27 protein-coding genes are annotated in these 25,887 nt (G+C 71.7%); 2 read left to right on the top strand and 25 right to left on the bottom strand.

The genetic code is table 11. The features are described 5' to 3' along the window. Nucleotides 1–379: 379 nt before the first annotated feature. The 24 genes from GHR20_RS03405 to GHR20_RS03290 all read right to left on the bottom strand — a co-directional run bounded on the left by GHR20_RS03405 (nucleotide 380) and on the right by GHR20_RS03290 (nucleotide 22,886). Nucleotides 380–1,717: an MFS transporter gene (locus GHR20_RS03405; RefSeq protein WP_153812156.1), complete on the bottom strand. Its 1,338-nt coding sequence runs from the start codon at nucleotides 1,715–1,717 to the stop codon at nucleotides 380–382. Then, nucleotides 1,714–2,208, bottom strand: a complete 495-nt coding sequence (locus GHR20_RS03400) for a LuxR C-terminal-related transcriptional regulator (protein WP_153812155.1) — start codon at nucleotides 2,206–2,208, stop codon at nucleotides 1,714–1,716. The genes GHR20_RS03405 and GHR20_RS03400 overlap by 4 nt, the downstream gene beginning before the upstream one ends. Then, entirely contained in the window at nucleotides 2,205–3,068 is an 864-nt protein-coding gene (locus tag GHR20_RS03395) for an inositol monophosphatase family protein (RefSeq protein WP_153812154.1), read from the bottom strand. The genes GHR20_RS03400 and GHR20_RS03395 overlap by 4 nt, the downstream gene beginning before the upstream one ends. Continuing rightward, on the bottom strand, nucleotides 3,065–4,186 hold the full coding sequence (locus GHR20_RS03390) for a hypothetical protein (protein ID WP_153812153.1): 1,122 nt from the start codon (nucleotides 4,184–4,186) through the stop codon (nucleotides 3,065–3,067). The genes GHR20_RS03395 and GHR20_RS03390 overlap by 4 nt, the downstream gene beginning before the upstream one ends. Before the next feature lie 312 nt (nucleotides 4,187–4,498). Beyond that, nucleotides 4,499–4,660 (bottom strand): hypothetical protein, encoded by a 162-nt coding sequence (locus tag GHR20_RS03385; RefSeq protein ID WP_153812152.1) that lies wholly within the window; start codon nucleotides 4,658–4,660, stop codon nucleotides 4,499–4,501. Further along, nucleotides 4,657–6,735, bottom strand: a complete 2,079-nt coding sequence (locus GHR20_RS03380; protein WP_243877897.1) for a tetratricopeptide repeat protein — start codon at nucleotides 6,733–6,735, stop codon at nucleotides 4,657–4,659. Before GHR20_RS03380 ends, GHR20_RS03385 begins: the two co-directional genes overlap by 4 nt. A 53-nt stretch (nucleotides 6,736–6,788) precedes the next feature. Beyond that, nucleotides 6,789–7,373: a DUF6624 domain-containing protein gene (locus tag GHR20_RS03375; protein WP_153812150.1), complete on the bottom strand. Its 585-nt coding sequence runs from the start codon at nucleotides 7,371–7,373 to the stop codon at nucleotides 6,789–6,791. After that, nucleotides 7,370–7,957, bottom strand: coding sequence for a hypothetical protein (locus tag GHR20_RS03370; RefSeq protein WP_153812149.1), 588 nt, complete (start codon nucleotides 7,955–7,957; stop codon nucleotides 7,370–7,372). Before GHR20_RS03370 ends, GHR20_RS03375 begins: the two co-directional genes overlap by 4 nt. After that, the gene (locus tag GHR20_RS03365) at nucleotides 7,954–8,457 is read right to left on the bottom strand and encodes a hypothetical protein (RefSeq protein WP_153812148.1); all 504 of its coding nucleotides are present in this window, start codon (nucleotides 8,455–8,457) and stop codon (nucleotides 7,954–7,956) included. The genes GHR20_RS03370 and GHR20_RS03365 overlap by 4 nt, the downstream gene beginning before the upstream one ends. A 130-nt stretch (nucleotides 8,458–8,587) precedes the next feature. Next, nucleotides 8,588–9,205: a hypothetical protein gene (locus GHR20_RS03360; RefSeq protein WP_153812147.1), complete on the bottom strand. Its 618-nt coding sequence runs from the start codon at nucleotides 9,203–9,205 to the stop codon at nucleotides 8,588–8,590. Nucleotides 9,206–9,240: 35 nt separating this feature from the next. Then, nucleotides 9,241–12,369 carry a lantibiotic dehydratase gene (locus GHR20_RS03355; protein WP_153812146.1) on the bottom strand — a complete coding sequence of 1,043 codons (3,129 nt, stop codon included), beginning with the start codon at nucleotides 12,367–12,369 and terminating at the stop codon, nucleotides 9,241–9,243. 47 nt (nucleotides 12,370–12,416) lie between these two features. After that, the gene (locus GHR20_RS03350) at nucleotides 12,417–12,596 is read right to left on the bottom strand and encodes a hypothetical protein (RefSeq protein ID WP_153812145.1); all 180 of its coding nucleotides are present in this window, start codon (nucleotides 12,594–12,596) and stop codon (nucleotides 12,417–12,419) included. A gap of 2 nt (nucleotides 12,597–12,598) precedes the next feature. Then, nucleotides 12,599–13,042: a hypothetical protein gene (locus GHR20_RS03345; RefSeq protein ID WP_153812144.1), complete on the bottom strand. Its 444-nt coding sequence runs from the start codon at nucleotides 13,040–13,042 to the stop codon at nucleotides 12,599–12,601. Continuing rightward, the gene (locus GHR20_RS03340) at nucleotides 13,039–13,557 is read right to left on the bottom strand and encodes a hypothetical protein (RefSeq protein WP_243877895.1); all 519 of its coding nucleotides are present in this window, start codon (nucleotides 13,555–13,557) and stop codon (nucleotides 13,039–13,041) included. The genes GHR20_RS03345 and GHR20_RS03340 overlap by 4 nt, the downstream gene beginning before the upstream one ends. Before the next feature lie 173 nt (nucleotides 13,558–13,730). Further along, a complete protein-coding gene (locus GHR20_RS03335) occupies nucleotides 13,731–14,231 on the bottom strand; it encodes a LuxR C-terminal-related transcriptional regulator (protein WP_243877893.1) in 501 nt (166 codons plus the stop codon). A 9-nt stretch (nucleotides 14,232–14,240) separates the two neighbouring features. Next, nucleotides 14,241–14,408 carry a cytochrome P450 gene (locus tag GHR20_RS03330; RefSeq protein WP_153812143.1) on the bottom strand — a complete coding sequence of 56 codons (168 nt, stop codon included), beginning with the start codon at nucleotides 14,406–14,408 and terminating at the stop codon, nucleotides 14,241–14,243. Beyond that, a complete protein-coding gene (locus GHR20_RS03325) occupies nucleotides 14,405–15,061 on the bottom strand; it encodes a hypothetical protein (protein ID WP_153812142.1) in 657 nt (218 codons plus the stop codon). The genes GHR20_RS03330 and GHR20_RS03325 overlap by 4 nt, the downstream gene beginning before the upstream one ends. Nucleotides 15,062–15,237: 176 nt before the next feature. Next, entirely contained in the window at nucleotides 15,238–16,485 is a 1,248-nt protein-coding gene (locus GHR20_RS03320) for an acyl-CoA dehydrogenase family protein (protein WP_153812141.1), read from the bottom strand. Between the two features lie 77 nt (nucleotides 16,486–16,562). After that, the gene (locus GHR20_RS03315) at nucleotides 16,563–17,057 is read right to left on the bottom strand and encodes a GAF domain-containing protein (RefSeq protein WP_243878281.1); all 495 of its coding nucleotides are present in this window, start codon (nucleotides 17,055–17,057) and stop codon (nucleotides 16,563–16,565) included. Nucleotides 17,058–17,181: 124 nt separating this feature from the next. After that, nucleotides 17,182–17,751 (bottom strand): ATP/GTP-binding protein, encoded by a 570-nt coding sequence (locus GHR20_RS03310; RefSeq protein WP_243877891.1) that lies wholly within the window; start codon nucleotides 17,749–17,751, stop codon nucleotides 17,182–17,184. Nucleotides 17,752–17,794: 43 nt separating this feature from the next. Then, on the bottom strand, nucleotides 17,795–18,217 hold the full coding sequence (locus GHR20_RS03305; protein ID WP_153812138.1) for a DUF742 domain-containing protein: 423 nt from the start codon (nucleotides 18,215–18,217) through the stop codon (nucleotides 17,795–17,797). Then, nucleotides 18,214–20,247, bottom strand: coding sequence for a roadblock/LC7 domain-containing protein (locus GHR20_RS36680; protein WP_194858785.1), 2,034 nt, complete (start codon nucleotides 20,245–20,247; stop codon nucleotides 18,214–18,216). Before GHR20_RS36680 ends, GHR20_RS03305 begins: the two co-directional genes overlap by 4 nt. A 31-nt stretch (nucleotides 20,248–20,278) precedes the next feature. Further along, nucleotides 20,279–22,162, bottom strand: coding sequence for a glycoside hydrolase family 15 protein (locus GHR20_RS03295; RefSeq protein ID WP_153812137.1), 1,884 nt, complete (start codon nucleotides 22,160–22,162; stop codon nucleotides 20,279–20,281). Nucleotides 22,163–22,391: 229 nt separating this feature from the next. Continuing rightward, on the bottom strand, nucleotides 22,392–22,886 hold the full coding sequence (locus GHR20_RS03290; RefSeq protein WP_243877890.1) for a DUF6415 family natural product biosynthesis protein: 495 nt from the start codon (nucleotides 22,884–22,886) through the stop codon (nucleotides 22,392–22,394). A 276-nt stretch (nucleotides 22,887–23,162) separates the two neighbouring features. Between GHR20_RS03290 and GHR20_RS03285 the strand changes: the two genes are divergently transcribed. Continuing rightward, on the top strand, nucleotides 23,163–23,945 hold the full coding sequence (locus GHR20_RS03285) for an aminotransferase class IV family protein (protein WP_194858784.1): 783 nt from the start codon (nucleotides 23,163–23,165) through the stop codon (nucleotides 23,943–23,945). 9 nt (nucleotides 23,946–23,954) lie between these two features. Beyond that, nucleotides 23,955–24,872: an SUMF1/EgtB/PvdO family nonheme iron enzyme gene (locus GHR20_RS03280; RefSeq protein WP_153812135.1), complete on the top strand. Its 918-nt coding sequence runs from the start codon at nucleotides 23,955–23,957 to the stop codon at nucleotides 24,870–24,872. Between the two features lie 815 nt (nucleotides 24,873–25,687). Here the strand turns inward: GHR20_RS03280 and GHR20_RS03275 are convergent. Then, complete coding sequence (locus tag GHR20_RS03275; RefSeq protein WP_153812134.1) at nucleotides 25,688–25,882, bottom strand: hypothetical protein; 195 nt, start codon at nucleotides 25,880–25,882, stop codon at nucleotides 25,688–25,690. Nucleotides 25,883–25,887 lie beyond the last annotated feature (5 nt).

Raw genomic sequence — 25,887 nt, 5'->3', positions numbered from 1 at the left:
GCGGTCGGCCCTGCGCTGGACGTACTCGACCGGATCCCCCGCCGCGGCTCCGGGCTACCGCCCGCGAGCGTTTGACGCGACTGGAGCGACTGCTCGACGCCTGGGCGGCCGGCTCGGCTACAGCGCTGAGCGACCATCTGCGCGCTCTCCCCGCCCCGATTCGTGTCGACAGAACAGCGGCGTAGCTGCCTGACGTCGCCGATCCGCGACCGGGCGTCGCGGGCCGCCGACACCAGAACGGTGATCAGAACTCCCATCAAGATCACGGCGAGGCAGCCGCCGATGTCGCGGAGCGTCGACAGCAGCGGGTCCTGCTGCCAGGCTCGCTCGTCTGGTCCGCTCGGTTCTTCGTGGGCGTGGCGTCCATCGGACGGCTTCTTCATGCAGGCGACCTCGTCTGACCGTTGAGGGTGTCGGGGGCCGTGAGGGGATCGCCAGGGGTGCAGGGCATCGCGGCGAGCCTCCCGGCCCGGGATGCCTGCACGAGGGCTGCCGGGATGAGGTAGAGGACGGTCCCGGCGAGCAGAGCGGCCCGTACTCCGCAGATGGCGGCGATGCCGCCGGCGGTCAGGGCCGCCAGCGGTCTGACCCCGGACGCCAGCCAGACCGCGGTCTGCTGGGCGCGGGACTGCAGGTGCGGCGGACACAACTGCTGGCGCAACGCGCGGTGGGTGCTGCCGGCGGCCACGCCGACGGCCGTCTTCAGCGCCCCGGCGACGGCGATCACGCTCAGCCAGCCCGCACCGGGCCGGGCCACCAGGAGCGGCACCCCGCACACCGCGTAGGCGGCGAATCCGGCCACGATGGTCCGGCCCGGCCCGAACCGCGCCGTGATTCGACAGGAGAGGAGTGCTCCCGCCAGCCCTCCGGCTCCGGTGACGCCCATCACCACTCCCAGGCCGGTGCTGCCGGCGTGCAGCCGGGTCAGCAGGGTGTAGGCGGTGTAGGTGGTCACGATGCCGTCGGCGTAGGCGTACGCGGTCAGGGCCAGGACCAGGGGCCGCTGGATCGCGTCCCGCATCACGTAGCCGACACCCTCGCGTATGTCGCCGATCACCCCCGCGGGCCGACCGCCTTGTGGATCAGCGGCCGGTCCGGGTGTGATCCGCAGGGCGCAGCAGGCGCTGACGAAGTAGGACAGGGCGTCCAGCCACAAGGTGCGGGCGGCGCCTGCCAGGGCGACGACGAGCGTGCCGCCGTAGGTGCCCGCGGTGTCCGCGACCGCGCACGCGGCCCCTATCCGGGAATGGGCGGAGGGCAGGCCCTGCGGGCGGACGAGGTCCGGAACGATCGCGATCGACGCGGCCTGGTGAAACACCGTCAGGACGCCCAGCAGTAGCGCGACGACGTAGAGAACAGGCATCGACAGCGATCCGGTGGCCCAGCAGAGGGGAACCGTTGTGACCACCGCGGCCGCCGTCAGGTCCGTGGCCACCATCAGCGGCCGCTTCGCGCACCGGTCACCCACCACGCCCGCGGGCAGCGCGAGCACGACCGCCGCAGCGGTCGCGGCGGCGGCCAGCAGCGACACCTGACGCGGTGTCGCGTGCAACTCCACCACGGCGACCACCGGCAGAGCCACCGCGTGGACAAAGGAGCCGGCCAGGCTCGTGGATTCACCGACCCAGTACGCCCGTAACGACCGGGCCTCGGCATCGGTTTGCCGGACCAGCTTGCCGGAGCGCCGGCTCAGCGTCGGCGTGTTCGCGCGCTTCACAGCGTGCCCGTGACGGATGAGGTGGAGGCGCCGCGGGGATCGCCCGCGCGGACGTCGAGGATGTCCCAGACGTGGGCCAGGCCGACCAGCTGGTGCGCGCTGTCGACGTCGGCCTTGGCGATGACGGCGTCGACCTCGGTGCACACGTCACGGGCGCGCACACCGATCGCGGCGCCGATGTTCCTGTTGCCGGTGTGCTCGGCGATCGCCCGGATGGTCTTGCACTCGTCCGGTGTGAAGTCCGGGGCAATCCGGGAGGCGGCCGGCGGTGGGACTGCTCCTGCTGTGAGCAGGGTGTGCACGAGGACGGCGAGGGAGCAGCCCGGGACGCCCAACTTCTTTCGCACCGACTTCAGGTGGGTGGTGACCCCGGCCATGGACAGGAAGATCTGCCGGCCGATCGCTTTTTTGGTCATGCCGTGGACGAGCAGGGTGGCCACGCGGAGCTCGGCCGCAGTGAGGCTCGCCGGCCCAGTGAGAGAGGTGGTCATGCGCAGTCCTGGGTCGACGACGGCGGGAGGGATGAGGCCGCACCCGCGCTCGACGGGGACGAGGCGGCGTGCATGAGCGGTGCGAGGTCGGCTGCCGCGTGGAGGGTGTGGGCGGCGAGCCAGCCGGCGTGGGCTCGGGGTCTGCTGTGGGCGAGGTCGCTGCCGTCCGACGCGACGGCTTTCCCGCCCATGCTGTGCACGGCCAGCGCGGCACCGGCGTAGTCCCACGGCGCAGTGCCGCATCCGGACGTGGGAAGGCAGACAGCGGCTTGCGCCCGGCGGAGCGCGACCAGGACCAACTTGATGCCGACGGTGGGCACTTCCGCGACCGGCCGGCCGGGAAGTAGCCGGCGGGCCAGGTCGAGGTGGTGGGGGCAGGTCAGCACGGTGTCCCGGGGAAACGCGGGCAGCCGGTCGGTATCTCCCGTGACGCTCAGCATGCCTCGGTCGACCTCGACGCGTACTCCGTAGAAGGGCAGGTCCACGATGCCCTCGACGGGGAATCCCGCTCGGATGCGGCAGGCGGTGACAGCGCAGTCGGCCCTGCGGTCCCCGGACGGGCTGATGCCGCTGGGAGGGGCGAGCAGGACGCAGTCGTCGGGCAGCACCTCAAGGGCGTGGTGCTGCCCTTGGGTGATGACCGGCACTTCGGGCCATGCGCGGGTGAGGGCGCCGGTGAGCATGTCCTGCAACCGCAGGTTGAGCTCGGCGACGGGTTCGGTGCCCGCATGGGCGCTGCGTATGCGGCTGCTGTGGCCTGGGTCGCGCGCAGGGAACGGGCCGAGCTCAGCAGCTGTTTCGTCGAGTACCGGCCCGAGTACCGCAGCCAGGCCCGGCGGCTTGTCGCGTGCGGTCGTCATGAGATTTCAGAGCCCGTCATGGAACGGTCGGCGGCAGGGATATCGGCTGGCGGCCGGACGGTTCGGAACGGCAACGTGAAGTGGGGGAGCCTGGGCCGCATGAAGAACTTGGCGCGCCGGCCTGTCTTTACGGCGAGCCAACACTCGCCCGCGCTCACAACGATGGAAAGTGCTGCACCCAAGCAAATCTTTTCGGGCAGGGAACAGCTGCTGACGAGCAGACCGACGGTGTCGAAAATGGCGTGTCCGGCCAGGAGCGGGAGGATCTGGAACCGGGAATCCCTGATGTAGAACTTGGTGCACAGGACTGCGTATACGCCCATGAAAAGAGCGGGTACGCCGAAATAAGAGTGGAAAATGATCTCGACTGCGGCGACGATGCCGTAGATCTGCCAGGAGGGCCTGCGCGCGGCGCACAGCAGTATCGCCGTCGCGCCGATCACGCTGCCCTCCAGCACGACAGTCCAGGCAAGGGCGAAGAACATCATGTCCGTGGCGCTGAAGCCGCCGAGTGCGGTGAGCTGGCTGGTGCGCATGACCGGCAGCCACTGCGGCCCGAACGACCGCAGCGCGAGAACCGCCATGAACGTGCTCAAGCCGCCGATGCCGCAGTAGGAGAAGACCGTCTGTGTCATCTGCCACGTGGCCTCCCAGCGGACCGCGCGACTGCCGGCGGCCGGAGCGGACAGCGGAATGCCGTGCCAGCGGTACAGCTCGTAACACAGCCACGCCAGAAGGACGGCACGGACCGGGTACTCGTGAAGGAAGGGCCCGTCCGGATGCCGCAGGAGGCCGCCTACGGCCAGGATCCCGACAGTGCTGAAGGCCAGGATCAGGAAGACGCGATGCGGGAGGCGGACCGCCCGCCTCCTGGCGCTCAAGAGCCGGGCCAGCCACAGCAGTTGCAGGACCGTGGTGGTGATGTTCACGGCCTCGACCAGAGTGAGGACCGAGCGGGGCCAGAGGACGCCGCCGAAAACAAAAGCGCTGGACAGCACGCTGGCCAAGAGGGTGGGGAGGCTGCCCAGCAGGAGCAGACCGCCCGCGCTGACGAATAACTCGCGCGGGGAGTTCTTCCGGGACGCGATATGCGTCGACGGCCACTGAGAGAAGTGCATGGACCCTTCAAGCGATCGATAGAAGTGCCTGGAATTCAGATTCACGAAGTCGGAGCCGCAGCCCACTGTTGACGCGGCTGTGCCGTTTGCTGGGATATCACGACAAGGAACATGAGGCTGCCGCAGATCAGGGCGTACACGATGTGCTTCTTCTTGCTGCTCACTACTTACGATCCGTGTCTCTCTTGCCGAGTAGGTGGTCTGATGCTTTCCGATACGAGCCCGGCGCGACCCAGCGCAGGAGTTGCGAGGTGTTCCGATTCTCGGGCCTTACTCGTCGGATATTTTCTTCAGAAGTGTTTCGGGGTTTTGTTATGCCTGGTCCCAGCGTCGGACCGCGCGTTGCAGCGCGGCGCCGACGACGATGTCGTCCACCGAGGCGTCGTGGCATGCCTCGTCCCCGCACGAATGGCCGTCCTTCGTGGGAGCGACGAGCTGCCTGACCACGGCCCGGGCGCCGCAGGGCGCGGTCACAGTGCGCTCTCCAGCTCGCGCACTCGCTCGGCAGCGGCCGGGCTGATGCGCTCGTACAGGGCCGCGGCCCGCCGGTAGCAGTCGCCCGCGATCTGGGGCTCGCCCTGTTGCCGGTAGCCGTGGCCGAGCAGTTCCAGGGTGCGGGCCTGCCAGGGGGTGGAGCCTGCCTCCGCCAGCATCCGCAGGGCGCTCTCCATCTCCTCGATACCGGCGGCGGTTTCGCCGGTCAGGACGCGGGCGTGGCCCTTGAGGGCGAGTGCGCGGGCGGCCTCGTAGGGGTCGCAGGAATCCAGCAGCAGGACGTGGGCCCTCGTGAACAGCTCCGGTGCGTGGCCGACGTCGTCGGTGAGCGCGATCTCGCCGAGCACGATCGTCGTGAGCGCGACGCCGCGCGGGTAGCCGCATGCCTCCCACCGGGTGATGGCCTGCGTCAGCAGAGTGCGGGCGTGGCTGGGCCGTCCGGCCTTCCAGTGGCACGTGCCGAGGCCGTGCAGCGCCTGTCCCTCGTCGCGGGTGTCGCCCACGGCGCGGGCGGCCTCAAGGGCGTGGGTGTACCAGGTGATCGCTTCGTCCAAGCGGCCTGCCGAGGTCAGGCCGATGGCGCCGGAGGCGAGCATCTGGCGGACGGCCTCGTCGTTGCCTGCATGCCGGGCGGCGGCGAGCCCGATCTCGTGCGCGGTCACCCACAGCTCGTACGGGTGGCAGCGCAGGAAGTACGGCCAGAAGGCGTCGACGGTGCGCCAGACGAGCTCGTGCCACCCGGCTTCTTCCGCCACGTGCAGGATGTCCAGGAGGGCGCTCTCGTACGTCTCCAGCCAGGCCAGGGCACCGGCGTCGTCGGTGAACGGGGCCGGGCAGGCCGGGGTTGCGTTCCCCAGCGACGTCTGGAGGGTCGCCTGGGCGGGGGTCAGCCGCTGCTGGGCCTGGATGGCGGTCGAGAGAAGCCATTCGCACAGCCGTCGCTGCACGAGGAGGCGCTCGCCTGCGGGGTCGTGTCGCCGGGCCAGTTCGCTGGCATGGCCGCGGGCGGCGGAGACCAGGCGGTAGTGGACACCGTCGTGGTGGGTCGCGGTCGGCTCCAGCAGATGCTCGTCGGCGAGGGCGTCCAGGCCGGCCTCGGCTCGGCGCCATGGCAGGCCGGTGATCGCGGCGGCCATGTCCGGGCTGACGTCGTGGACCGGGAGCAGGCCGAGATGGCGGTAGAGGTGCTGGATCTCGCGCGCCAGTGCGCTGTACGTCTCGTCGAGTGCCGAAATGGTGACCATCTGGATGGGATCCTCACGGTGGGTGTGGGAGAGCGTGGTCCGGCGGACCAGGGAGTCGGCGAGGGCCGCGGCGGAGTGCCGCGGTCGGGAAGCGAGGCGGGCGCCGGCGAGGACCAGGGGCTGGGGGAGCCGGTGGCACACCTCGGCCAGGCGGGCACCGCCGTCCGCCAAGGCGGCGATCCGCTCCTGGCCCGCCAGGCGGGCGAGGAGTTGCAGCGCGGCGGACGGGCTGAAGGCGTCCAGCGAGTGGAGTGCGGCGCCGGCCGCGACCAGTTCAAAAAGAGCGGACCGGCTGGTCACCACGGTCACGCAGTCCGGACCGGCGGGGAGCAGGGGCCGGACCTGGTCCGGCGATGTCACTCCGTCGACCTGGAGCGCCACCGTGCGGGTGGCCGTGACCGTGCGCCACAGCGCGGTCAGCTCCGCGAGATCCGCCGGCGGCTGCTCGATGCCGAAGGCCCGCAGCCACCGTCGCAGGATCACCTCCGGAGGGTCGGGCGTGCGCCCGGCGGACAGGTCCGCATACACCTGGCCGTCCGGGAAGGCGCGCTGGGACAGCCAGAATGCGGCCATCGCCGTTTTGCCGACACCGCCGATCCCGCTGACGACGAACAGCCTGAACCCCGATTCAAAGGCCAAGTCCAGGGCCCGTCGGGCATCGTCCCGATCGGTGAAATGGGCGAACATCGGTGGGAGTTGTCGGGGGATAGGCTGCTTTGTGGCCGTGGCGTGGTAGTGGATGCCGCCCTCGATGGAACGGGCCTGGACGACCGGCCCGGTGAAGTGGGGCTCCCCGTGGATGCGGTTCACGCTCGCTGCACCACGCGCGGCGGCCGCAACAATCGTGGGCTCGGTGGGCGACGTCATGCCGCCTCCGCCAGTGGGAGCAGTGCGTCGACCTCGCCGGTCGGATCGGCGGCCTGGCGGGATACGGCGAGGCGGTCGAGCAGCGCCGCCATTGCGGTGGCGGCGGGCGGCAGGCCGACCGATGCACGGCGGGCGTCGAGTCCGGCAGGCTCCCGAACAGAGCACCGCTGCACTCCGGTGGGAGTGATCCGGTACTGGGTGCCCCACTCCTGCGCCTGGGCGCCCATGATCAGTGCGCGGTCCTGGAGGTGGACCTCCTGCCAGCCCGGGGCATCGCCCTCGGCGACAGCGCGATGAAGGAGGCGGACTGCCGCGCGCTGGAGGTCGAACCGGTCGGCATGAAGGGCGAGGCACCAGGCGGCACGGCAGCCGTCCACGCCCACGAGGCGGTGTCCCGGCCAGCCGTGCTCGGCCAGGACGAGCTGGAGAAAGCTGGCGTTGGCGTGATCGACGTGCCGGAACTGGCCGATCTCCACGACGTCTACGCCGTGCCGGATACGGCACGACCAGTGCTCGGCGGCCTCCTGCACGCGGGTGATGAGGTCGCGGGCGAGGAGGGGAAGTTGGGGCTGTGGGCTCATGCTGCGCTCTCGTCGTCTCGTGCACGCAGGGCGGGGCGGACGATGCCGGTAAGGCCGGGAATCTCCTCGGTCTGCCGCTCGAGGCGGACGACGCGGTCGTCCGCGATGCCGGGCCCGACCCCCCGGCTCTGCCACCCCATCCCTTTCAGGCGGTCGAGGAAGCCGGTGAGGGGATTGGTGTCCCTGCGGTGGTGGGCGGGCACCTCAGCGCGCAGGAGCGGTATGCCCTGGCGGGCGGCGTAGTCGGCGGCCCACAGGGTGATGCGCAAGACGCTGTCGGCCGAGTGGTCCGGGTGCGTGTACAGGTGGCGCAGGAGGAGGCCGGTGCGATCGGCCTCTCGGCCCCAGTGCTTGAGGTCGGGGGCGTGGTCGAGGGTCAGGCAGGCGAGCAGGACGTCGTCCTCGTACAGGCCGACCGGTTCACCCTGAGAGCTCTGCGGGTCCAGGAAGGGGGCGGCAGCGTCCGCTGCCGCGGCAACGGGTCGGCCGCTGCGGGCGAGGCTGCCCAGGCGGTCCTCCACCAGGGCCCCGGCCTCGGCCCGGTCACTGCCGGTCCTGAGGCTGCGCACCACGCGCTCGCTCATCGGCTTGCTCCTGCCGCGTCCCGGGCGTGCCTCGGATCGAGCAGATTCCAGAGGTGCCCGTAGCGGATGAGCCCGGTCGCGCTGCCGACGCCTGCGCTGTCCACGGGGGTGTGCATGGGGCGCGGCACGCCGCAGGCAGCGATGCCGGCTGCGTCTGTCATGTCCGTGGGCCGAAGGTGCTGGGCGAACGCCCGCAGGAGCCGTATCTCCTGCGACCTCCATTCGGAGTGGGTCGGCCGGGGCGCCCTGGGGCGCGGCAGTTGGCCCGAGGAGAGGATCGCGCGCACCAGGACGTGGCGCGGCGGGCAGCTGTCCTTCTCGCCTGTGGCCTCGGGCCGGCGTTCGACCGTCGAGGGAGAAAGGGACGCCCGCGCGGTGATCTCCTTCGTGGAGGGGTCGCGTACCAGGAGGGCGGGAATCTCGGGTTTTGCCGTGGTGAGTTTCTGGCGTTGGTGCCGCAGCGGGGCCACGAGGGGCGTGTGCAAAGCGGGGGACGTCATGACGGTCTCTTCCTGAAGTTGATCTGGTGCATCGCTCGGCGTTCTCGCCGTTCGGCTGTCGGCGCCTTCGCATCCGGGCGCGGGCCGGGGCCGGCGCCCGTGAGCCGGGGCCTCTTTCTGCGGGGCGCGGTCAGATGCTGGTCTCGCTGCGGGCCAGGGCCAGGAAGCCGCGGCGGGCGCGGAGGACGGCGAGGGTGCGGGCGTAGCTCTCGTCGAAGGGGCTGATGTCGACCCGGGAGAGCGCGACGATGCCGTGGATCTCGCCGGCGTCCAGTGCCGCGACGAGCCGGCCCAGCTGCGGGCGGAGCGCCGGGTTACCGTCCCCGGTGCGGTCGAAGGTGACGATGGCGGTCGTCCAGTGGCGGCGGCAGACCACGACCTGGGTCTGGGCGAGGCGGACCGTGGGGTCCTGCCCCGGCTCGACCAGGCTGTAGCGGGCGACCCGTACGGCCGTGCCGGTTCCGGCGTGCCGGGCGAGCGCACGGTCGAGGTCGGCCTCCCGCATCGCGCGCAACTCGGCCGCGCTGGTCGGGGCCCCGCGCTGTGCGGGCGCCTTGTCCACGAGCGCGTGCGGCGGCATACCGGCGGCCGAGGGGTCTCGGATCGGCGGCCGCCGCGAGCTGATCGGTTCCTGTGCCTGGCGGCGCGGCCGCAACGGGCGCCCCCTTTCGACGCCCGGGTCGGCGGCGCGATCCAGGTCCAAGGTGAGCAGGCGAAGGACCGGATCGTCGTGGGGTGTTGTGGTCATGTGGGCTCCGTGGGACATATGGGTGCTCGGGTCGTTCAGGAAGCCGGCCTGCGGCGCGGCCGGGTCCCGGCGAGCGCCGCGGCGCGGGCCAGCCGCCAGGCCGTGCCGTCGACGCTCTCGCCGGCGAGGCGGAGGTGCGCGGCGATCAGCGCCCGCAGCACGGCGTCCCCGTCGGCGCGCGAGTCGGCGGCGTCCAGTACGGCGCGATGCCTGCTCAAGGTGGCCTCGCGGTCCGCCCATAGCCCGTCAACCAGCTCTCGAGCGTGCGGAGTTGACCTGGGCGCTGACGGGCCGTTGTCCGGGGCGGCGAGTGCGTGGGCCTGCTCCAGCAGCTGCGCTGGGATTTGTTCGGCGGCGGGCGGCTTGGGCTGGGCCGCCAGCCAGCGCAGCCCGGCTGCGGTGCCGAGGTGGAAGCCGGACGCGATGGCCACGACGTTCGCGGCCGCGAGCACCGGTGTGGTAGGCAAATGACGCTGGTGGGCGTGCTGGTAGGCAAGGACTGCCGAGTCGGCTGCCAGGACCTCTTCCGCCGCCGTCAGCGATGCGCGGGCTCCCCACAGGCCGGTGTGCGGCCGGTACGGGGCGAAGACCACATCGCTGACCACGCCGGTACCAAGCAGGTGCTCGGCCCACGCGCCGAGCGTCCCCATCGCGTCGGCGGCCCGGGTGGCCTCGGCCAGCCGCACGGTCAGCACCGTGTGCGCCGGCTCGTCCTGGTCCCGGGGAGTCAGCCACCAGATCGAGCGGGGAAGGTCCGTGACGAGCCCGGGCAGGTGATCGACGAGGAGGGCATGCCGGGTCGGCGCCTGGCAGTACAGGCGGACAGACAAGTAACGGGAGGCGCAGGGCAGTTGGGCGTGGCCGCGTTCGGCGACCGGCATGCCGCGCAGGGGCGGGGACGGCAGGCGCGGCGCCGTGGAGGCGAGGTAGGTGACGATCTCGTGGGGCCGGCCGTCGCACCATCCGTAGGCGTCGTCCGGCTCGGCCTCGACGAGGGCGAGCGGGTCCTGTGAGGTGTGCCGCTCCAGGCGCGTGCGCAGCAGCGCGCGGTGGGACGGGTGGTCCAGGTCCAGCGGCGTGCGCGAGTCCAGTTGCTGGAGGTGGACGTGCCGGGGCAGGCGCCACCGCTCCCGCAGTACGCCGAACGTCTTCTCCCACTTGTCGGCGGGCGCGCCCGCGCCGGGCAGTTTGGTGTTGAGCAGGCGCCAGGTGGCCGGGCTGAGGATGCTGCGGCCGAAGCGGACCCGGGGCTGAACCGCGAGATGCTGGGCGGCGCCCCAGTCCCAGGCGGCCACGTGGCCGAACCCTCCGATGAGCCAGCCGCTCTGGCCGCGTTGCATCTCGTCCATGAACCGGGCGACGCCGGGGGTCTGGCATTCGATCTGGAGGGGGTGCGGGATTCCTGCTTCCAGTACCTGGCGGCGTGAGAGGGAGACCAGGTGGAGGCGGTCCTCGTGGCAGACCACCGCGAGATCCTCGGGCGCGAAAAGGCCCGGGTCGGGTTCGCGGTACTCGGACAGGGAGATCAGGGGGGAGACCAGGCGGGGCGTGTACGTGATGTGCAGGGCCCTGGGCCGCAGCGAGGGGAACGCGACGTGGGCGGGCAGGGCGCCGTGCACGGTGGTCGGGCGGCACGCCAGGGTGCCCAGCAGATCGCTGGGACGGTCTTGGTCGGCGAGCAGGGCGGCGAACCGTCCGCCGTTCAGGTGCCCCCACCCGCGGCCGACGCGGCGAACCGCGAGCTCGAACTCCCCGCCGTCCAGCGCCTGGGCGCTGGCCGCGTGCACGGAGACGGCCAGCTCCACGTGGGCGGGCGTGTCCGCGGCGGTGGCCGGCCGGGGCCCGGCGAGCTGCTCGACGAGGTCCTCGTCCAGTACCAGGTCACGGCCCTCGGCGACCGCTTGCTGCGCGAGGGCAACCAGCAGGCGGTCGCGCGCCGTGGTGTCGGGCAGTGGGGCCCGCGCGGTGCCGTGGTAGTCCTCGGGCATCCCCAGGCCGGAGTGCGGGTCGAGGAGGTCCATCAGCGGAACGAGGACGTTCTCGCCGTACCGGTCCTTGAACCGGGCCCGGTAGCGGGTCCACGCCATGGTCCCGTGCGGCTCCGGCGCGACGCGCGCCAGCACGGCGGCCGCCCTCTGCGCTTCCCAGCCCACGGCGCGGGACACCGCGAAGTGCGCGTCCATCCGCACGTCCACGGCGAGCGGCGTGGCCCGGGCGGCGATCTCCCGCATCCGCCCGGCGATCACCCGCCGGCGCTGCTCCGCGTTCCCCGGGGCCCGGCCCATGCGGCGGTCGAGCGAGCCGATCTGCGCCTGGATCTCCCGTACCGCCGCGACCAAGCCGGCCGCCGGAGAGGACGGATGTATGCGGGCGCGATCCAGCTCTCGCACCACGTGTCCCAGGGCGTCGGTCTCGGTGCTCGAGGGCCGAAGGCCAGTCAGGAGCATCCGCTTGGAGATCAGAAGGTCCAGCAGCTCCCCGCAGCCGGAGACACCCAGCACGGGATGGGCGGCGGCGAGCTGGCCGGCCAGCTCGCGGTAGGACACCGGTGCGCTCGCCATCCGCACGGCGTCCGCGACGGCCCCGACGCGGCGGAAGCTCACCTCGCGCAGGGCAGTGCCGGTGTCCTGCGGGGCGCGCTGCTGCCAGGGCAGGACCAGCCTCCCACCGCGGACCCGGAGGGCGTTGTTGGCCATGACCTTCAGGCTGCGCCGGATTTCCGGCACGGCTTCGAGCTGCTGCACGACGGCCTCCACCCACCCGCCGTCGGCACGGGTGAGCAGATGGTGTTCCTCGCCCCAGCGGACAGCGGTCTTGGAGCCGAACTCGCCCTCCGCGACGCCGGCGAAGTACCCGAAGGGCGTGGGGCGTGACAGGCGCAGGACGTAGCCGAGCAGCGACAGCGCCAGGCGGCGGACCGCGTCGGCGTCGCCGGTCGGCTCGGTGAGGCCGTCGAGGTCACGGGCGAGGGCGGGGCTCGCGTGACGGACGGCGGTCGCGATCTGCGGGATGTCCCAGACCTGGCGGACCCACCGCCGCCAGGACGCCGAGGCGACGTCGGCGTGCCGGGACAGGTCCGGCAGCGCCGGGAGGGGCAGGTCGTGCAGGAGTACGGAGCGCACCAGAATGCCGCGCTGGGAGTGGAAGGCGGGGCGGGAGCTCATCGTGGCCTTCTTGCTGAGGGGTAGTCAGGGGATCGGTGGCAGGCGGGTCAGATGTCGCCGAAGAAGTGGTGGATCGCGTCCGCGGTGCGCGGCACTTCGGCCTCCTGGAGATCGAGGACCTCGGCCAGGGCCGGAGGCTCGTCCCGGTCACTGCGGTGCCCTTGACCGAGCGCGGGGGCGGACGCGGTGACGTGGGCCGGTGCGGTGGAGAAGCCGGCGGTGGGCATGGTCAGGTCTCCGGTGCGGGCGGGGGCGAGCAGGCGCTGTCGGTGGCGAGGAGGGTGACGACGGGGTGGAGCAGCAGAGGCCGGCTGAGCGGATCACCGCTGCGGCGGGCCCATCCCGGAGTGCCGTCGAAACCAGCGACTCCCCAGGTGAAGGGCGGCAGCGTGAGGAGGGCGCCGGTCTTGAGGTACGTGGTGCCCGGCGGCCAGGCGGGGTCGTCGGACTGTTCGGGCAGGAAGACACCCGCGTGGCCGGCGTACGCGAAGATCCAGCCGAGCGCGGACTGCGCTGCGGACCCGCTGATCGCGTCGGTGACGAGCCGGGCGAGCGGTTCGGGCATGAGCAGGACCTCCCAGCCCGGCCCGACCTTCCCCGTCCACACGCCGTGGTCGGCGAGCCCGGGCGAGGGACCAAGCCGGCTTTGTCGAGGCAGGGTTGCGAGAGTCACGATGTGCGTCCTTGCGAGCGCGGCTGCGGGGCGCCGGAGGCGGTTCGGGGCGCCGGCCCGCCCGGGCCCGCCTCCGGCTCGTGGACGCGGCAGGCGATGAAGGCACTGAGTCCGGGCCGGGGTTCCGCGGCCAGTTCGAGGCGGGCGACTCGGTCGCCCTCTCGACCTGTTCCGGAGCCCCGGGTGACCCATCCCATATCCGTGAGCCGACGCAGCAGGGTGGCGGTGGGTTCGGCATCGAGGGCGTGACGGGCCACGGTCTCGGCCCGCACGAGGGGCAGACCGAGCTGGGCGGCATAGCCGGATACCCAGAGCGTGATCAGCCGCGTGATGTTGTCGGTCTGGCCGGGCAGGGTGTGGAGGCAGTCCAGGAAGAGGCACCGGCCCGTGCCCCAGCCGAGGTCGGGGTCGAGCTGGAGGAACATGCAGGCCAGCAGGTTGCCGTCCTCGTACATTCCGACCGGCCTCGCCTGCGGGTCGCGGAACCGGGCCGGGACGTCGGCTCGCGCGGGCACCGGCAGACGGCGCCTGGTGAGCCAGCGCTGACGGTTCCGCACAAGGGCTGCGGCCTCTTCGCACTCGGCCTGCGTGCACAGCGTGCGCATCTCGTAGCCGGCGGCCGTCGGGGCCGGAGCGAACGGGACCTGAGGGGGGTACCCCTGGCTGGTGGGCGAGGCTGCAGGCCGGGTCACTGGCTCGCCCCGCTTCGCTTCGTGCGGGCCGGCTCGCCCGGCAGCAGCTTCCAGCCGTGAGCCAGGACCACCAGCTGGGTGATGTCCTGTGCTCCCGTGTCGGCGAGGAGCTGATCGAGCGCAGCGGGCAGGTCGGCCGTGGCGAGATTGGCGGCGCTGGCGATGTACAGGGTCTGGCTATATCTGGCGACGGCCTTGAGCAGGCTGATCTGCGCAGGGCTGATGACCGGAGCGGCTCGCTGCGGTGTCGCGGCGGTGACCACTTCGGCGGCGAGGAGGTGGTGTGCGACGACGGCGAGGGAACAGCGTTCGGGGCAGTGCAGCTTCCAGCGCATGCTGTGCAACTTGGAGTTGACGGTGGGCAATTTGAGCTGGGCTGCGGATGCGATCTCGCGGGCGTTCAGGCCCTTCACCACGTGCGTGGCGAGCCGCCGCTCGGACGGGGTGAGACGCCGCGTCGGGGAGGGGTCGGGGCTGGGCATGGCGGGCTTCCTCATTGGTATCGATCAGATGGTCGTCGTAGGGCGCAGGCGCAGGACGGTGGCGGCTTCGAGGTGTGCGAGCGGGGCACCGGGGCAGAAGCGGGCGCCGCGCCCGAATGCGAGGTGGGCCTCGCCGGCTCGGGTGGCGTCGAACTGATCGGCGGTCCGGTGCAGGGCGGAGAGCTTGCTCACTGGCTCGCTCCGCTCCACGGGACGGCGGCCTTCGCGAGGCGGAGGCGCTCGGTGAGACGGCGCGCCTGTTCCAGGCTCATCCCGATCGTGAGGCGGTCGGCCTCGTGCGGGCAGGCCGGCTCGGCCTCCGCGGACACGGGAGATCCGACCACCCCGGTGATCAGCCACCGGATCCGCTCGGTCAACCGGCGAATTCCCCGCCGGCGGGAGAGCTGAAGACCGTCTGCCAGGCCCGGGGCACCGAGGAGGCGCGCGAGGGCGATGGCCGGGCCCAGCTCGTCCTCGGCCAGGTGGAGGTTGAGGTATTGCGTCCCTGCGTCGACCGTGCTGTCGACACCAAGGTCCGAAAGGACGTCCTCGAGCTGTTGGGCGGTGGTGCGGGCGGTGATCAGGGGCTGCAGCAGTGTCGCGATGAGCGTGCGCACGGAGTCGGCGGAGGCAAGGGTCAGGACGACCCGGAGGGTCTGCTCATCCCGCGCGGCGGTGGCGTCGATGCCGCTTTGGCGCAGCCATTCGGTGGCAGCCTCCACGGTGGCACCGAAGGGGGACCTGCTGCTGTACTCCATCAGGTGCAGGGCCGTCCGGTCATCGGCGACTTCGAGCGTTGCCAGGAAGTCGGCCGCCTTCAGGGCGTCGTCGAGCTCTGCCTTCACAGAGGCGGCACTTCCCTCGGTGGCGGGCTCCGGCACCGTCGGGGGATTCGCGGGCATGGTCACTTCCGTAGTCGGTGGTGGGCTGAGGGACCGCCGGCCCCCGCACCGGGGGGGGATCGGGCAGAGGGCCGGCGGCCGGCCCGTGCGCGGCGGGCAGGGGTGCCGCGCACGGGGGCTTATGCGGGGCTGGGGAGGTAGTCGGCCGACGGGCGCGCGGCGTGTGCGGTGGGGTGGACGGACCACGGGGCGTGTTCTTCGCCCAGGGCGTGGTCCGCGAGGCGCAGGCGCTGGACTTCACCGGTTCCGGCGGGCGGGTAGGTGTGCTGGATGTCGCGCCACAGCCGCTGGAGCGGGTAGGCGGCGTCGAGCGCTCGTGCACCGTGCAGTTCCATGGCGGCCCGGGCGGACTGCGCGGCCCAGCGGTGCCCGAGGTACTTGGAGTTGATCAGTTCCGGGTCGCAGGCCAGGCCGCGGTCGAGGAGATGGACGGCGTGGTAGGCCAGGGCGCGGGCGGCGCGCAGGCGGGCGTCCAGGTCACCGATACGGTCACGTACCACCGGCTGGTCGGACAGCACGCTCGTGTAGCGGGGGCGGTTTTTGAGATATGTGGTGGTGATCTGGACGATCGCTTCGTGCAGGCCCAGGCTGATCGCGGCGATGTTGGGCCTGCCGTAGAGGATGCTGCTGCTCTGGGCGACGGCCATGCCCTGGCCCTGTTCCCCGATCCGGTGGGTGTCGGGGACGCGGACGTGGTCGAGATCGAGACGGCCGGCGGAGAATCCGCGGAGCCCGAGCGCCGGTGTGTCGGTGACAGTCAGACCCTCGGAGCCGGACTCGACCAGGAACGCCGTCAGCGCCCGCGTCGTGGACGGTGTTCCGGGGGTGCGGGCGATGACGAGGTGGGCGCCCGCGAGGCCGGCGTTGCCGATGTGGGATTTGCTGCCGGTGATCACCCAGTCCCGGCCGCGGCGCGTGGCGGTGGTCTCGATGCCGCCGATGTGACCGCCGGCGTCCGGCTCGGTGGAGGCGATGGACAGCAGCAGCGAGCCCTCCGCGACCTGCGGCAGCCAGTACTTCTTCTGCTCGTCGGTGGCGAAGCCGAGCAGGGCGCCGACGGGAATGAGGGTGGCCTGCAAGATGGCGGCGGCAGCGGCCGAGACGCGGGCGAGCCGGTGGATCAGGATGACCTTGGAGACGTGGCCGGCCGCCAGGCCGCCGTACTCCCGCGGCACCGTCACCGCGAACCAGCGGCGCTCGGCCATGCGGTGGGCGAGCCGGTGGTCCGCGCGCGCGGGCGACTTCTCGACGCGGGCAGCCCACGGGGCGGCCTGGTCGGCGGCGAATCCGTCGGCTTCCTTCCACAGCAGTTCGTGGTGGGCCGTCAGGAAGGGGCGCAGCGCGTCGTCGGGTGGTGTGGTGGTCATGGTCGTCGTCTCCCTCTGCCTGGGTGAAACACGGGCGGCTTCCGGGGCGGCCTGGGTGGGGGTGGCGAAAAGGAGGATCAGCGGCCGGAGTCGTCGGTGATGTGGCGCATCACCCGCCGGGCGTACTCGCTCACGATGTCCAGCAGTGAGCGCGCGTCCGCCAGCGGCCGTTTGTGCAGGTCGGTGACACAGACCGTGCCCAGGACGATGCCACTGTCATGGATGAGGGGCGCGCCGAAGTACGACTGGATCCCTATGGCATCGACGACCGCGTTGCCGGCGAAGCGGGGGCTGGCGTAGACGTCGTGCAGCGGGAGTGCCCTTTGGCGGACCACGACCTCGGGGCACCAGCCGTCCGAGAGGCTCATCGTGCGGCCGATGATGGGATATCCGCTGCCTGCGGGCGGCTGATGCAGGCCGATGAACTGCTGCCAGTCGGCGAAGAAGGGGTTGACGAACCCGTACAAAAAGCCGGTCTCAGCGGCCATGTCACGGGCGAACGCGTCGTAATCCGGGTGAGCCTCGGTGGGCAGCCCCAGGCGAAGGATCAGGGCGTGGCGTTCGGCGGCCATGCCGTCGGGCTGCGGAGCGAGTCGGGGGAGGGGCTCGTCCGCGGGAGTGTGGCGGGGGCTGCGCCGGGGCAGCGGGTGCGTGGGCGTTCCCAGCCGGTCGGCCGGCGGCGGTGAAGTGGTCATCTCAGGAGTCCTGTAAGGCAGTGGCGGGAGGGTGGGGTTGGGCGGAGGCGACCGTGATGGCGTGGTCGACGAGGGTGCGCAGGACGGAGGCCACGTGGTGGGGGCGGCGCGCATCGCAGGTCATCAGCGGCACGTGCGGCCCGAGTTCCAGAGCGGTGCGGACCTCGTCGAGGTGATGGCGGCGGGCGCCGTCGAACTCGTTGACCGCGACGACGAAGGGCAGGTCGTTGTCCTCGAAGAAGCTGACGGCCGTGAAGCTGGTGGCGAGCCGGCGGGTGTCGGCCAGGACGACGGCGCCGACCGCTCCGCGGGCCAGGTCGTGCCACAGGCCGAGGAACCGGTCCTGCCCGGGAGCGCCGAAGAGCAGCAGCTCCAGCGGCGCGACGGGGTCGGGGAAGGTGATGCGCCCGAAGTCGAAGGCGACCGTTGTGGTCCGCTTGGCGGCCACGCCTTCCAGGCTGTCCACGGTGGTGCCGGACTCGGTCAGCAGCTCCTCGGTCCGCAGAGGCGTGATCTCGCTGACGGCACCGACCGCGGTGGTCTTGCCGACCCCGAATCCGCCGGCGATCACGACTTTGAGAGTGGCCGGTTGTGCCGGGGCCGGCGGCACGGGTTCAGCCCGCTCGGAGCAGGGATTGAGCATCGGGAAACTTCTTTCGCAGGCCCGTTGAGAGGGCTGCCAGCAACTGCGGGTTGGGGCGCGGCTTCCCGTCGGGGCCGCAGGTGTAGGGAGTGGACAGCGGCAGGGTGAGGGCGTCGGCGTCCAGGAGATCCGAGACGAGGATCTTGACCGCGGTGACGGGGCGCCTGAGCAGCCCGGCCAGCTCCGCCACCGAGCGGCGGTGTTCCCGGCACAGGGCGAGGATCTGCCCGCACTCCTGCGGCTGACCGGGCCCGGCCGGCCGGAGGCCCGCTTCGAGCACGGTGTCCATGCCCAGCAGATGCCGCGGCTGTGTCCGGCCGCCGGTCAGCGTGTAGGTCCGCACGAACTCACCGTCGGGCGCCGCCTCCCCACGAGCGTCCTCAGCGGCGCTCACCGGGCCTCATCGCCCGCCGCCACCGACCCCCGGACGGGGATCTCCATGAAGGAGGCGAACGACCGCACCAGGCGGTCCATCTCGTAGGCGACATCGTCGATACCGGCGTCGGGCGGGGTGATGACGGCCAGGATGGTGTCCGTCACCCCTCGGACGTTGCCATGCTGGTGGGGGAAGGCCGTGGTGCCGCCCGCGTTCCGCAGCAGGACCACGCAGTCGGTTCGTTCGACCAGGAGCTGGCTGACGGATGCCGGCTCGTTGGTCGGACCGGGCAGGTTCGCCGCGAGCGAGGCGAGCCCGCTGCCCACGGCGGCAAGTTTGTCCGCCCAGTCCTTGTCGATGTCGCTGTCCAGCAGCCGCATACCGTCGCGCGACAGCAGCACGGCGTGCGTGACGCCGGGAGTGTCCGCGGCGAACTGCCGCAGCAGCCAGTCCATCTCCTGCGCGGGCCCGGCTCCGTCGTGGCCGGTCGTGTTCGCCGTGTCGGACGTGGTGTTCATGAGAATCGCTCCAATGTGGGGGCGGGCCTGCGGCCCGGCGGGTTGGGCGCGTCGGTTGTGCTCAGGGCTGTTCGGGCGGTGCCGTCCGGGGGACCGGCCGGGCTTGAGGAACGCGGCCGCCATCCCGGGCGTCGCCGCCGCCGGCGCGGACGGGGGGATCGGCTGCTGCTCGGCGGAGCGCAGGGCTCCACGGGTGGGCGTGCGCCGCGGGAGCGGCGGCTCGCCGGCCGTCCGGTGCTGCCCGCTCTCTCGACTCGGGAGGGGGCCGTCCGCCGACGCCGCGGGCTGCGCGGCCGAGGAAGGTACCGGGCCGGTCTGCTCGGGCAGGGCGCTTTCCGGTGGATCGATCCGCACCAGGAGCCGGGTGGGCACGACCACCAGGGCGGTGGTGCCGCCGGTCACGTTCTCCTGCAACCGCACGCGCACACCGTGCCGCTGGGCGATCTTCGCCGCGGTCAGCAGGCCGATCTGCCCGGCCCGCACCTGGGCGCTCACATCCACCTCGTCGGGCGCCTCCAGCAGCCGGTTCATCCGGGAGCGGGCCTGCGGAGTCATCGCGACGGCCCGGTCCTCCACCTCGATCGCCAGACCGGCCGGAACGCGCTGCGCCCGCACGATCACGCGCGTGGCCGGGTCCGAGTACTCGGTGCCGTTCTCGATCAGCTCGGCCAGCACGTGCATCACGTTGGGGCCTACATGCCCGGGAAGTCCCAGCTCGGTGCCGACGGTGCCCGCCGCGACGACGACGACCCGCGGGTACTGCACCACTTCTGAGACCGCGCCCCGCAGCACCGCCGTGATGTTCACGGGCTCGCGGTTCTTGCGCAGCGACTGGCCGCCCAGCACCGCCGTGCTCTCCACCTGCCGGCGCACCCGGGTCACGAGGTGATCGATCTCCCAGATCTTCGCCAGCAGGTCGGGGTCGGCCGTCAGCCGCCCCAGCTGATCAAGGGCCACCAACGTCCGCGCGAGCAGGGCGTGCTGGCGCATGGCCAGCTTGCGCAGGACTTCCAGCAGCACGGCCGACCCGGACTCGTCGTGCACGCGGAGCAGCGCGGTCACGGTCGAGGCCCGCAAGTCCTCCAGCGCGGCCTCGATCTGGGCCCCCTGGCTCCCCGGCCGCGGTTGCTGCGTGGCGGGGACCGGCGGCCGGGCCCCTCGGCACAGTTCGTCGGCCGTCCACAGCACCGTCTTCTGCGCCGCCGCCACCGCGTTGAGGGCCGTGGTCAGATCGGCCTCCGCGGCCCGGGCCGTCGAATCCTGCACGGATCGGGCCGCGCCGCGCGCCTGACGGACGGCGATGAACGCGGCCTCGGCGAGCCCGCACGCCACACCGGCCGGCATGCTGCTGTCCGGCCAGCCGGTGATGCGCCACACCACCACGGTGGCGGCGAGCGATCCCGTCAAATGGAACAGCGGCGTCATCACGGCGCGCCGGATCCGGCCGAGGACGAACTCGTCCGCATGCGCGGGGCGCCGCCGACGGCCGCGGACGGCTGCCGGACGGGTGGGGGAGACGGCGTCAGACATGAAAAATCCTCGAACAACTCGGCAAGGCGGGTCAGATACGCGACGACAAGGCCAGCGCCGCTGGGCGCTGCTGGACCGGCACCGCGTCGGGCGGCAGGGCACAGGCTTCGGATCCACGCTCCGCCAGGAGCTGGTCGAGGAGGAGGGCACTTTCGACGAGCCCCATGTGACTGAACGCCTGGGGGTAGTTGCCGAGCTGCCGTCCGGACTTGGGGTGGTACTCCTCGGCCAGGAGCCCGAGGTCGCTGCGCAGGGACAGGACGTGCTCGAACAGCTCTTGGGCCTCCTCCAGCCGCCCGGCCAGGGCCAGCGCGTCGACCATCCAGAAGGTGCAGAGCACGAACGCGCCCTCGTCGCCGACGAGTCCGTCCACCCCCGCGCGGTCGCCGGCGGTCGCGTAGCGCCAGACCAGCCCGTCCGGCGAGGTCAGTTCGCGCTGGATCGCGTCGATGGTGCCGGTGACGCGTGGATCGTCGGGCGGCAGGAACCCGACCCGGGGGATCAGCAGCAGGGCCGCGTCGAGCTCGGTGGAGCCGTAGGACTGGGTGAAGGTGCCACGGACCGGGTCGAAGCCCTTCTCGCATACCTCGCGGTGGATCGCCTCGCGCAGCTCCATCAGCTCGAACAGGTCGACGTCGAGGACGCCTTCCTCGGCCAGGCGGATCGTGCGGTCGACCGCGACCCACGCCATCACCTTGGAGTGCACGAAGTGCCGGCGCGGCCCGCGGACCTCCCAGATCCCCTCGTCCGGCTCCTGCCAGCATGCGGCCAGCTGGCGCACGAGCCGCTGGTGCAGGACCGCGGTGTCGGCGCATTGAGCCACACCGGCCTGATGCGCGAGGTACATCGTCTCGATGACCTCGCCGAACACGTCGAGCTGCAGCTGGGTCGCGGCGCCGTTGCCGACACGGACCGGCGCCGATCCCTCATACCCCGGCAGCCACCCGAGCACCCGCTCCGGCAGATCGCGCTGCCCGCCGATGCCGTACAGGATCTGGAGGTTCTCCGGATCGCCGGCCACCGCGCGCAGCAGCCAGCGCCGCCACGCAACGGCCTCCTCCCGGTATCCGGCGCCCAGCAGCGCGGCCAGGGTGGTGGCCGCGTCGCGCAGCCACGTCGCGCGGTAGTCCCAGTTGCGGGCGCCCCCGATCTCCTCGGGCAGCGACGTCGTCGGCGCCGCGACGATCCCGCCGCTCGGCTCGTAGATCATCGCCTTGAGCGTGACGAGCGACCGTACGACCGCTTCGCGGTAGGGCCCGGCGTAGGCGCACTGGTCGGCCCAGCCCTCCCAGAACGAGTACGTCGCCGCGAGCGCGGCCTCGGGGCTGGGGATCCGGGGCGGCGCACCGTGGGACGGCGCCCAGCTGAGCACGAAGGCCAGGCTCTGCCCGGCCGCGACCATGAAGGTGCTCATGACCGTGCCGTCCTCCACCTCCTGCTCGACCGTGGTGTCGAGCCAGAGCGCGTCGGACCCTGCTTCGGCGGCGATCCGCCCGTCCACCGTATGGATCCAGGGGCTGATGCGGCCGTAGCCCATGCGCGGCCGCCAGAGCGAGCGCATCGGCACCTCGCCGGACACACCCTCGAGGATCCGGATCACCCGCGGTGCTCCGTCCCGCGGCGGCATGAAGTCCGTGACCCGGGCGGTGCCGGTCGGTGTGGTCCACGTCGACCTCAGGATTGCGGAGTCCCCGACGTAGTGCCGGGCGGCGGTTGCCTGTCCGCCTTCGAACGCGGCGGCGGGCGCCAGGCGCCAGCTGCCGTGCTCACGCTCGCCGACCAGGGCCGCGAAGACGGCCTCGGAGTCGAAGCGGGGCAGGCACAGCCAGTCGATCGAGCCGTCGTCGCAGACGTGCGCGCTGGTCTGCATGTCGCCGATCAGGCCGTACTGCTCGATGCGGGGTGTGTGCTTCATCGTGTGCTCTCCATTGAGCCTCGCGGATACGGGGTGGTTTTCGGGGGCGCCGCAGCGGCCGGGAACGCTGGGCGGAAGGCAGGTCGGTGGTCACCGGGGTGAGGGGGAGCACTGTCGGGCGGCGACACGTCCTCGACGACTCGGGGCGGCCCGGTCGGCCGCTCGCCGCGAAGCACCAGCCAGGCCGTCGGCCCGAGGACCAGAGCGAGGACGACGGCACCGGCCACCGTCATGTCCGCGGCACCGAAGCGGCGACGATCAGACAGGCCAGGGCGACGGCGAGGACCGCCCCGCGCAGGGCGTTGATCTGCGGCGGCCACCAACGCCGTCGGTGCAACCGCTTCACCGACACGTCATCGATAGCCCGTACGGTCGCGACAAGCGCCTGGGTTGCCCTAGCCAGCTTGACGAGATGGACCCGGCTGGGCATGTATCCGACGGGAACACCTTCCGAGGCGAGTTGCTGCGCGTTGCGGAGCACAGGCGCTCCGGCCGGTACGGCAAGCCCGAGTTGGCTGATGTGGCCGCGAAGACGCCGCGCGAGTTTTTTCACGTCGCCGGCGCCCTCCGGCAGCGGCGACGACTTATCCAGCACGAGCGCGACCATCTCCGCTGCGGCGACCGCCTGATCGCGCTGCGGGCCAGGCACGGCTCCGACCCCGCCCTTCCGGCTCCTCGCGAGGCGCTGGCCGACATCCCGACGGGGCAGCAGCGGCAGACGCATGGCACAACTCCCTTTCACATCAGGCCAACCGGTACTGGCCGCGGCTGGTGCAGGGCTCATCGGGGGCATTCCAGGTGGGCGGTGCAGCCGAGCCCGGCATGCGGCGCCGTTGCGGTGTGCGGCCTGGGACACGCAACTGATCACCCGAAGTGACTGCGCGGTGACTAGCCAACACCCCACCGTGAAGGCGTGGGAATGACTTTCAGATGACGTTGACCCGTCAGTAACCTGGTTCGGGGTGCCGCCCGAGCAAGTGGTCCTGACATGCTGGCCGCCATGGCGACTCTTGACGGCAAGCCCGTATCCGTAGACGACCTGCTCCCCCTGGCCCTCACAAACATCGGGCACTTCACGTCCATGCGCGTGGACACCGACGGCAGCATCCGTGGCCTGTCCCTGCACTTGGAACGCCTCGTGCGGGACTGCGAGATCGTGTGGCACGCGGCCCTGGACACCGACCGCGTGCGCGGATACGTCCGCCAGGCCCTGGAGGGACAGACCCTGCCGTGCGTCGTACGCGTCTCCATCTACGACCCCAAGGTCGAGATGGGGCATCCGGCCGACGCCAGCGAGCCCCACGTTCTCGTGTCCGTCCGCAGCGCTGGCGCGCTGCCTCCCGCGCCGCTGCGCGCCCAGAGTCTGATGTACGAGCGCGATCTCCCCCAGGTGAAGCACGTCGGCCTGTTCGGAGCCCTGCACGCCCGAGGCGCGGCTCAGCGCGCGAGTTTCGACGACGCCCTCTTCGTCGGCCGGGACGGCCTTGTCTCCGAGGGCGGAACCTGGAACGTGGCCTTCGTCGACCAGGACGGCACCATCGTCTGGCCGGACGCCCCTGTGCTCCCCGGCGTCACGATGGCCCTGCTCCAGCAGCAGGCCGAACACCGCACCGCCACCGTCACCTTGGACCAGGCGAAGGGCATGGCAGCCGCCTTCGCCACCAACACCTCGATCGGGGTCCGGCCGCTGGCTGCGATCGACGACACCGAGTTCCCCGTGGACCATCCGGTCCTGAGGCAACTCCAGGAGGCGTACCTGTCCATCCCCGGCGAGACCCTGTAAGGCGAGACCATGGCGGGGGTGACCAGGTGGACCGGTAGAGAAGCCGAGTTGTTGCGCATGGCGATGCGCAAGAAGCAGAAGGACTTCGCCGATCTGGTCGGTGTGAACCCTCGCCAGGTCCCACGGTGGAAAGGACGCGGGGAGACCATCGAGCTCGGACTCGACAACCAGGCCGCCCTGGACACGCTCCTCGCCCAGGCCCCGACCGACGTCCAGCAGCGATTCGCCGCGCTGCTGACCGAACGAGCCGCTGCCGAGCACGACGAACGAGCCGAGGCGCTGCTGCGCAGGGACCCGAGCACCCGCCGGCACCCGGTCGACGGAAAGGTCATGGCCCTCGTCGAAGAGGGCATCTACCTCTCCGGACCCGACAACCGCTCGGTGTGGCTGGAGCCGTTCCTCATCGACGTCTACCCCACGACCAACCAGGACTATGCGAAGTTCGTGGTGGCCACCAACCACCGGCCGCCTCGGCACTGGCCCGACGGCCATTGCCCTGTCACTTTGGCCACGCACCCGGTGGTCTGGGTCACCTGGCACGACGCAGCCGCGTACGCCCGCTGGGCCGGTAAGTCCCTGCCCACCGCCCGGCAGTGGGAGAAGGCGGCTCGCGGTCGGCGAGGGCGCATCTACCCCTGGGGCAACGAACCGACCGCCGCGAAGGCGAACACGTCCGAGGCCGGCATCGATGCGACGACCCCCGTCTCCCGCTACCAGTCCGGCGCCAGCCCGTTCGGAATCTTCGACCTGTGCGGCAACGTCTGGGAGTGGTGCTCCACCGAGGAAGAGCCCGGCAAAGGTCGTTACCACTTGAAGGGCTCCGCCTTCACGTCCCCGTTCGAACGCGCAGCTCCGTCCCTGCAGAACACGGCTGCCGCGTCGATGTCGGACAACGACACCGGCTTCCGCTGCACTGCTCCCGTGTAGCTCACGAAGCACGGCTCCAGGGACACCTGGCCACGGCGCCGACGCGGCGGGGAGCCGACCGCATGCCGTCGGCATCGGATCCACCCGCACCGTTCGTCGTCCAAGCCCAAGGGCCTGGACGACGCCAGCAGCCGCTGACGCGGGGGACAGGTGCGGATCCACGAGCAGGTCCTTTCTCAGTGTCTCGTCCCCGGCGCTGCGGGTGACATGGTCGGATGGCCGGAGGAGCTGGCGAAACGGTGAGGTCATGTGCCGGGCTCCGGCGCCGTGCGCACTCGCGAGCGGGTCGCTCCCCAGAGACCTGCCGGGTGCTATCGCCGGCGCCGAAGCCGGCTCTTCCCCTGCGGAGCACGCCGCCCCACACGGCGCAAGGGAAGCTCAGGGCCTGCCACCTCGGCCACGGCACATGCGGGGCCGAAGCGACAGGGAGGGCCGGACCAGTGAGCCAGTCAGTCAGGTCCGGGGCGTGTCGCGGGCACGCCGCTTCCTCGCGACCGGATCCATCGCACCGTACGGTGCAAGGACCGAGGAAGCCCCAGCTCGATACGCCGCCAGGGCGCGCAGCCTGTAGGGGTGTGGACCGGCTGCCGCGGCTGTGACCCGGGATCCGCAGCAGCCGGGACGAGGCACCCCGAGGGGGCGGTGCGTAGGTCGCTCGCAGCTTCCGGGACCGCGTGGTCCCCCGGAGATCGGAAGCCGAAGCCCACGGACGAGCACTGCGGCAACGCCGAACGAGCGCCCGCCGTCGTGCCCGGCTCTATGCGGTCGGTAAGAGGTACGAGGGTTCCGTCGCGGCGCCCGCCTCCCGGCCCCGGTCACAGCCGCAGCGACTGAACGTCGGAGAGGAGGTCGCTGACCAGGTGATGAATCGCTGGTGCGGCGCCGGTGTCCGCCAGCAGGAAGCCGAACACCGCCGCCACCAGGCCCGCGCCGGCCGACAGCTTCCCGGACCGCACGAGCAACAGGATCGCGATACCGAGGAGCAGCAGCACCGGCACGGTAATGGTCATGGAGG

It is taken from the genome of Streptomyces sp. SUK 48, assembly GCF_009650765.1.
In the GTDB taxonomy this organism is placed as follows: domain Bacteria; phylum Actinomycetota; class Actinomycetes; order Streptomycetales; family Streptomycetaceae; genus Streptomyces.
The sequence above is the reverse complement of the archived record's forward strand: the minus strand, read 5'-3'. Positions and strand labels throughout refer to the sequence as shown.

Coding starts and splice junctions, on each gene's coding strand:
- GHR20_RS36680 (WP_194858785.1), bottom strand. CDS start 20,247: ATGTCTGACGCCGTCTCCCCCACCCGTCCGGCAGCCGTCCGCGGCCGT.
- GHR20_RS03275 (WP_153812134.1), bottom strand. CDS start 25,882: ATGACCATTACCGTGCCGGTGCTGCTGCTCCTCGGTATCGCGATCCTG.
- GHR20_RS03375 (WP_153812150.1), bottom strand. CDS start 7,373: ATGAGCCCACAGCCCCAACTTCCCCTCCTCGCCCGCGACCTCATCACC.
- GHR20_RS03365 (WP_153812148.1), bottom strand. CDS start 8,457: ATGACGTCCCCCGCTTTGCACACGCCCCTCGTGGCCCCGCTGCGGCAC.
- GHR20_RS03320 (WP_153812141.1), bottom strand. CDS start 16,485: ATGACCACCACACCACCCGACGACGCGCTGCGCCCCTTCCTGACGGCC.
- GHR20_RS03350 (WP_153812145.1), bottom strand. CDS start 12,596: ATGCCCACCGCCGGCTTCTCCACCGCACCGGCCCACGTCACCGCGTCC.
- GHR20_RS03395 (WP_153812154.1), bottom strand. CDS start 3,068: ATGACGACCGCACGCGACAAGCCGCCGGGCCTGGCTGCGGTACTCGGG.
- GHR20_RS03360 (WP_153812147.1), bottom strand. CDS start 9,205: ATGACCACAACACCCCACGACGATCCGGTCCTTCGCCTGCTCACCTTG.
- GHR20_RS03285 (WP_194858784.1), top strand. CDS start 23,163: ATGGCGACTCTTGACGGCAAGCCCGTATCCGTAGACGACCTGCTCCCC.
- GHR20_RS03390 (WP_153812153.1), bottom strand. CDS start 4,186: ATGCACTTCTCTCAGTGGCCGTCGACGCATATCGCGTCCCGGAAGAAC.
- GHR20_RS03400 (WP_153812155.1), bottom strand. CDS start 2,208: ATGACCACCTCTCTCACTGGGCCGGCGAGCCTCACTGCGGCCGAGCTC.
- GHR20_RS03315 (WP_243878281.1), bottom strand. CDS start 17,057: ATGGCCGCCGAACGCCACGCCCTGATCCTTCGCCTGGGGCTGCCCACC.
- GHR20_RS03355 (WP_153812146.1), bottom strand. CDS start 12,369: ATGAGCTCCCGCCCCGCCTTCCACTCCCAGCGCGGCATTCTGGTGCGC.
- GHR20_RS03335 (WP_243877893.1), bottom strand. CDS start 14,231: ATGAGGAAGCCCGCCATGCCCAGCCCCGACCCCTCCCCGACGCGGCGT.
- GHR20_RS03295 (WP_153812137.1), bottom strand. CDS start 22,162: ATGAAGCACACACCCCGCATCGAGCAGTACGGCCTGATCGGCGACATG.
- GHR20_RS03370 (WP_153812149.1), bottom strand. CDS start 7,957: ATGAGCGAGCGCGTGGTGCGCAGCCTCAGGACCGGCAGTGACCGGGCC.
- GHR20_RS03280 (WP_153812135.1), top strand. CDS start 23,955: ATGGCGGGGGTGACCAGGTGGACCGGTAGAGAAGCCGAGTTGTTGCGC.
- GHR20_RS03290 (WP_243877890.1), bottom strand. CDS start 22,886: ATGCGTCTGCCGCTGCTGCCCCGTCGGGATGTCGGCCAGCGCCTCGCG.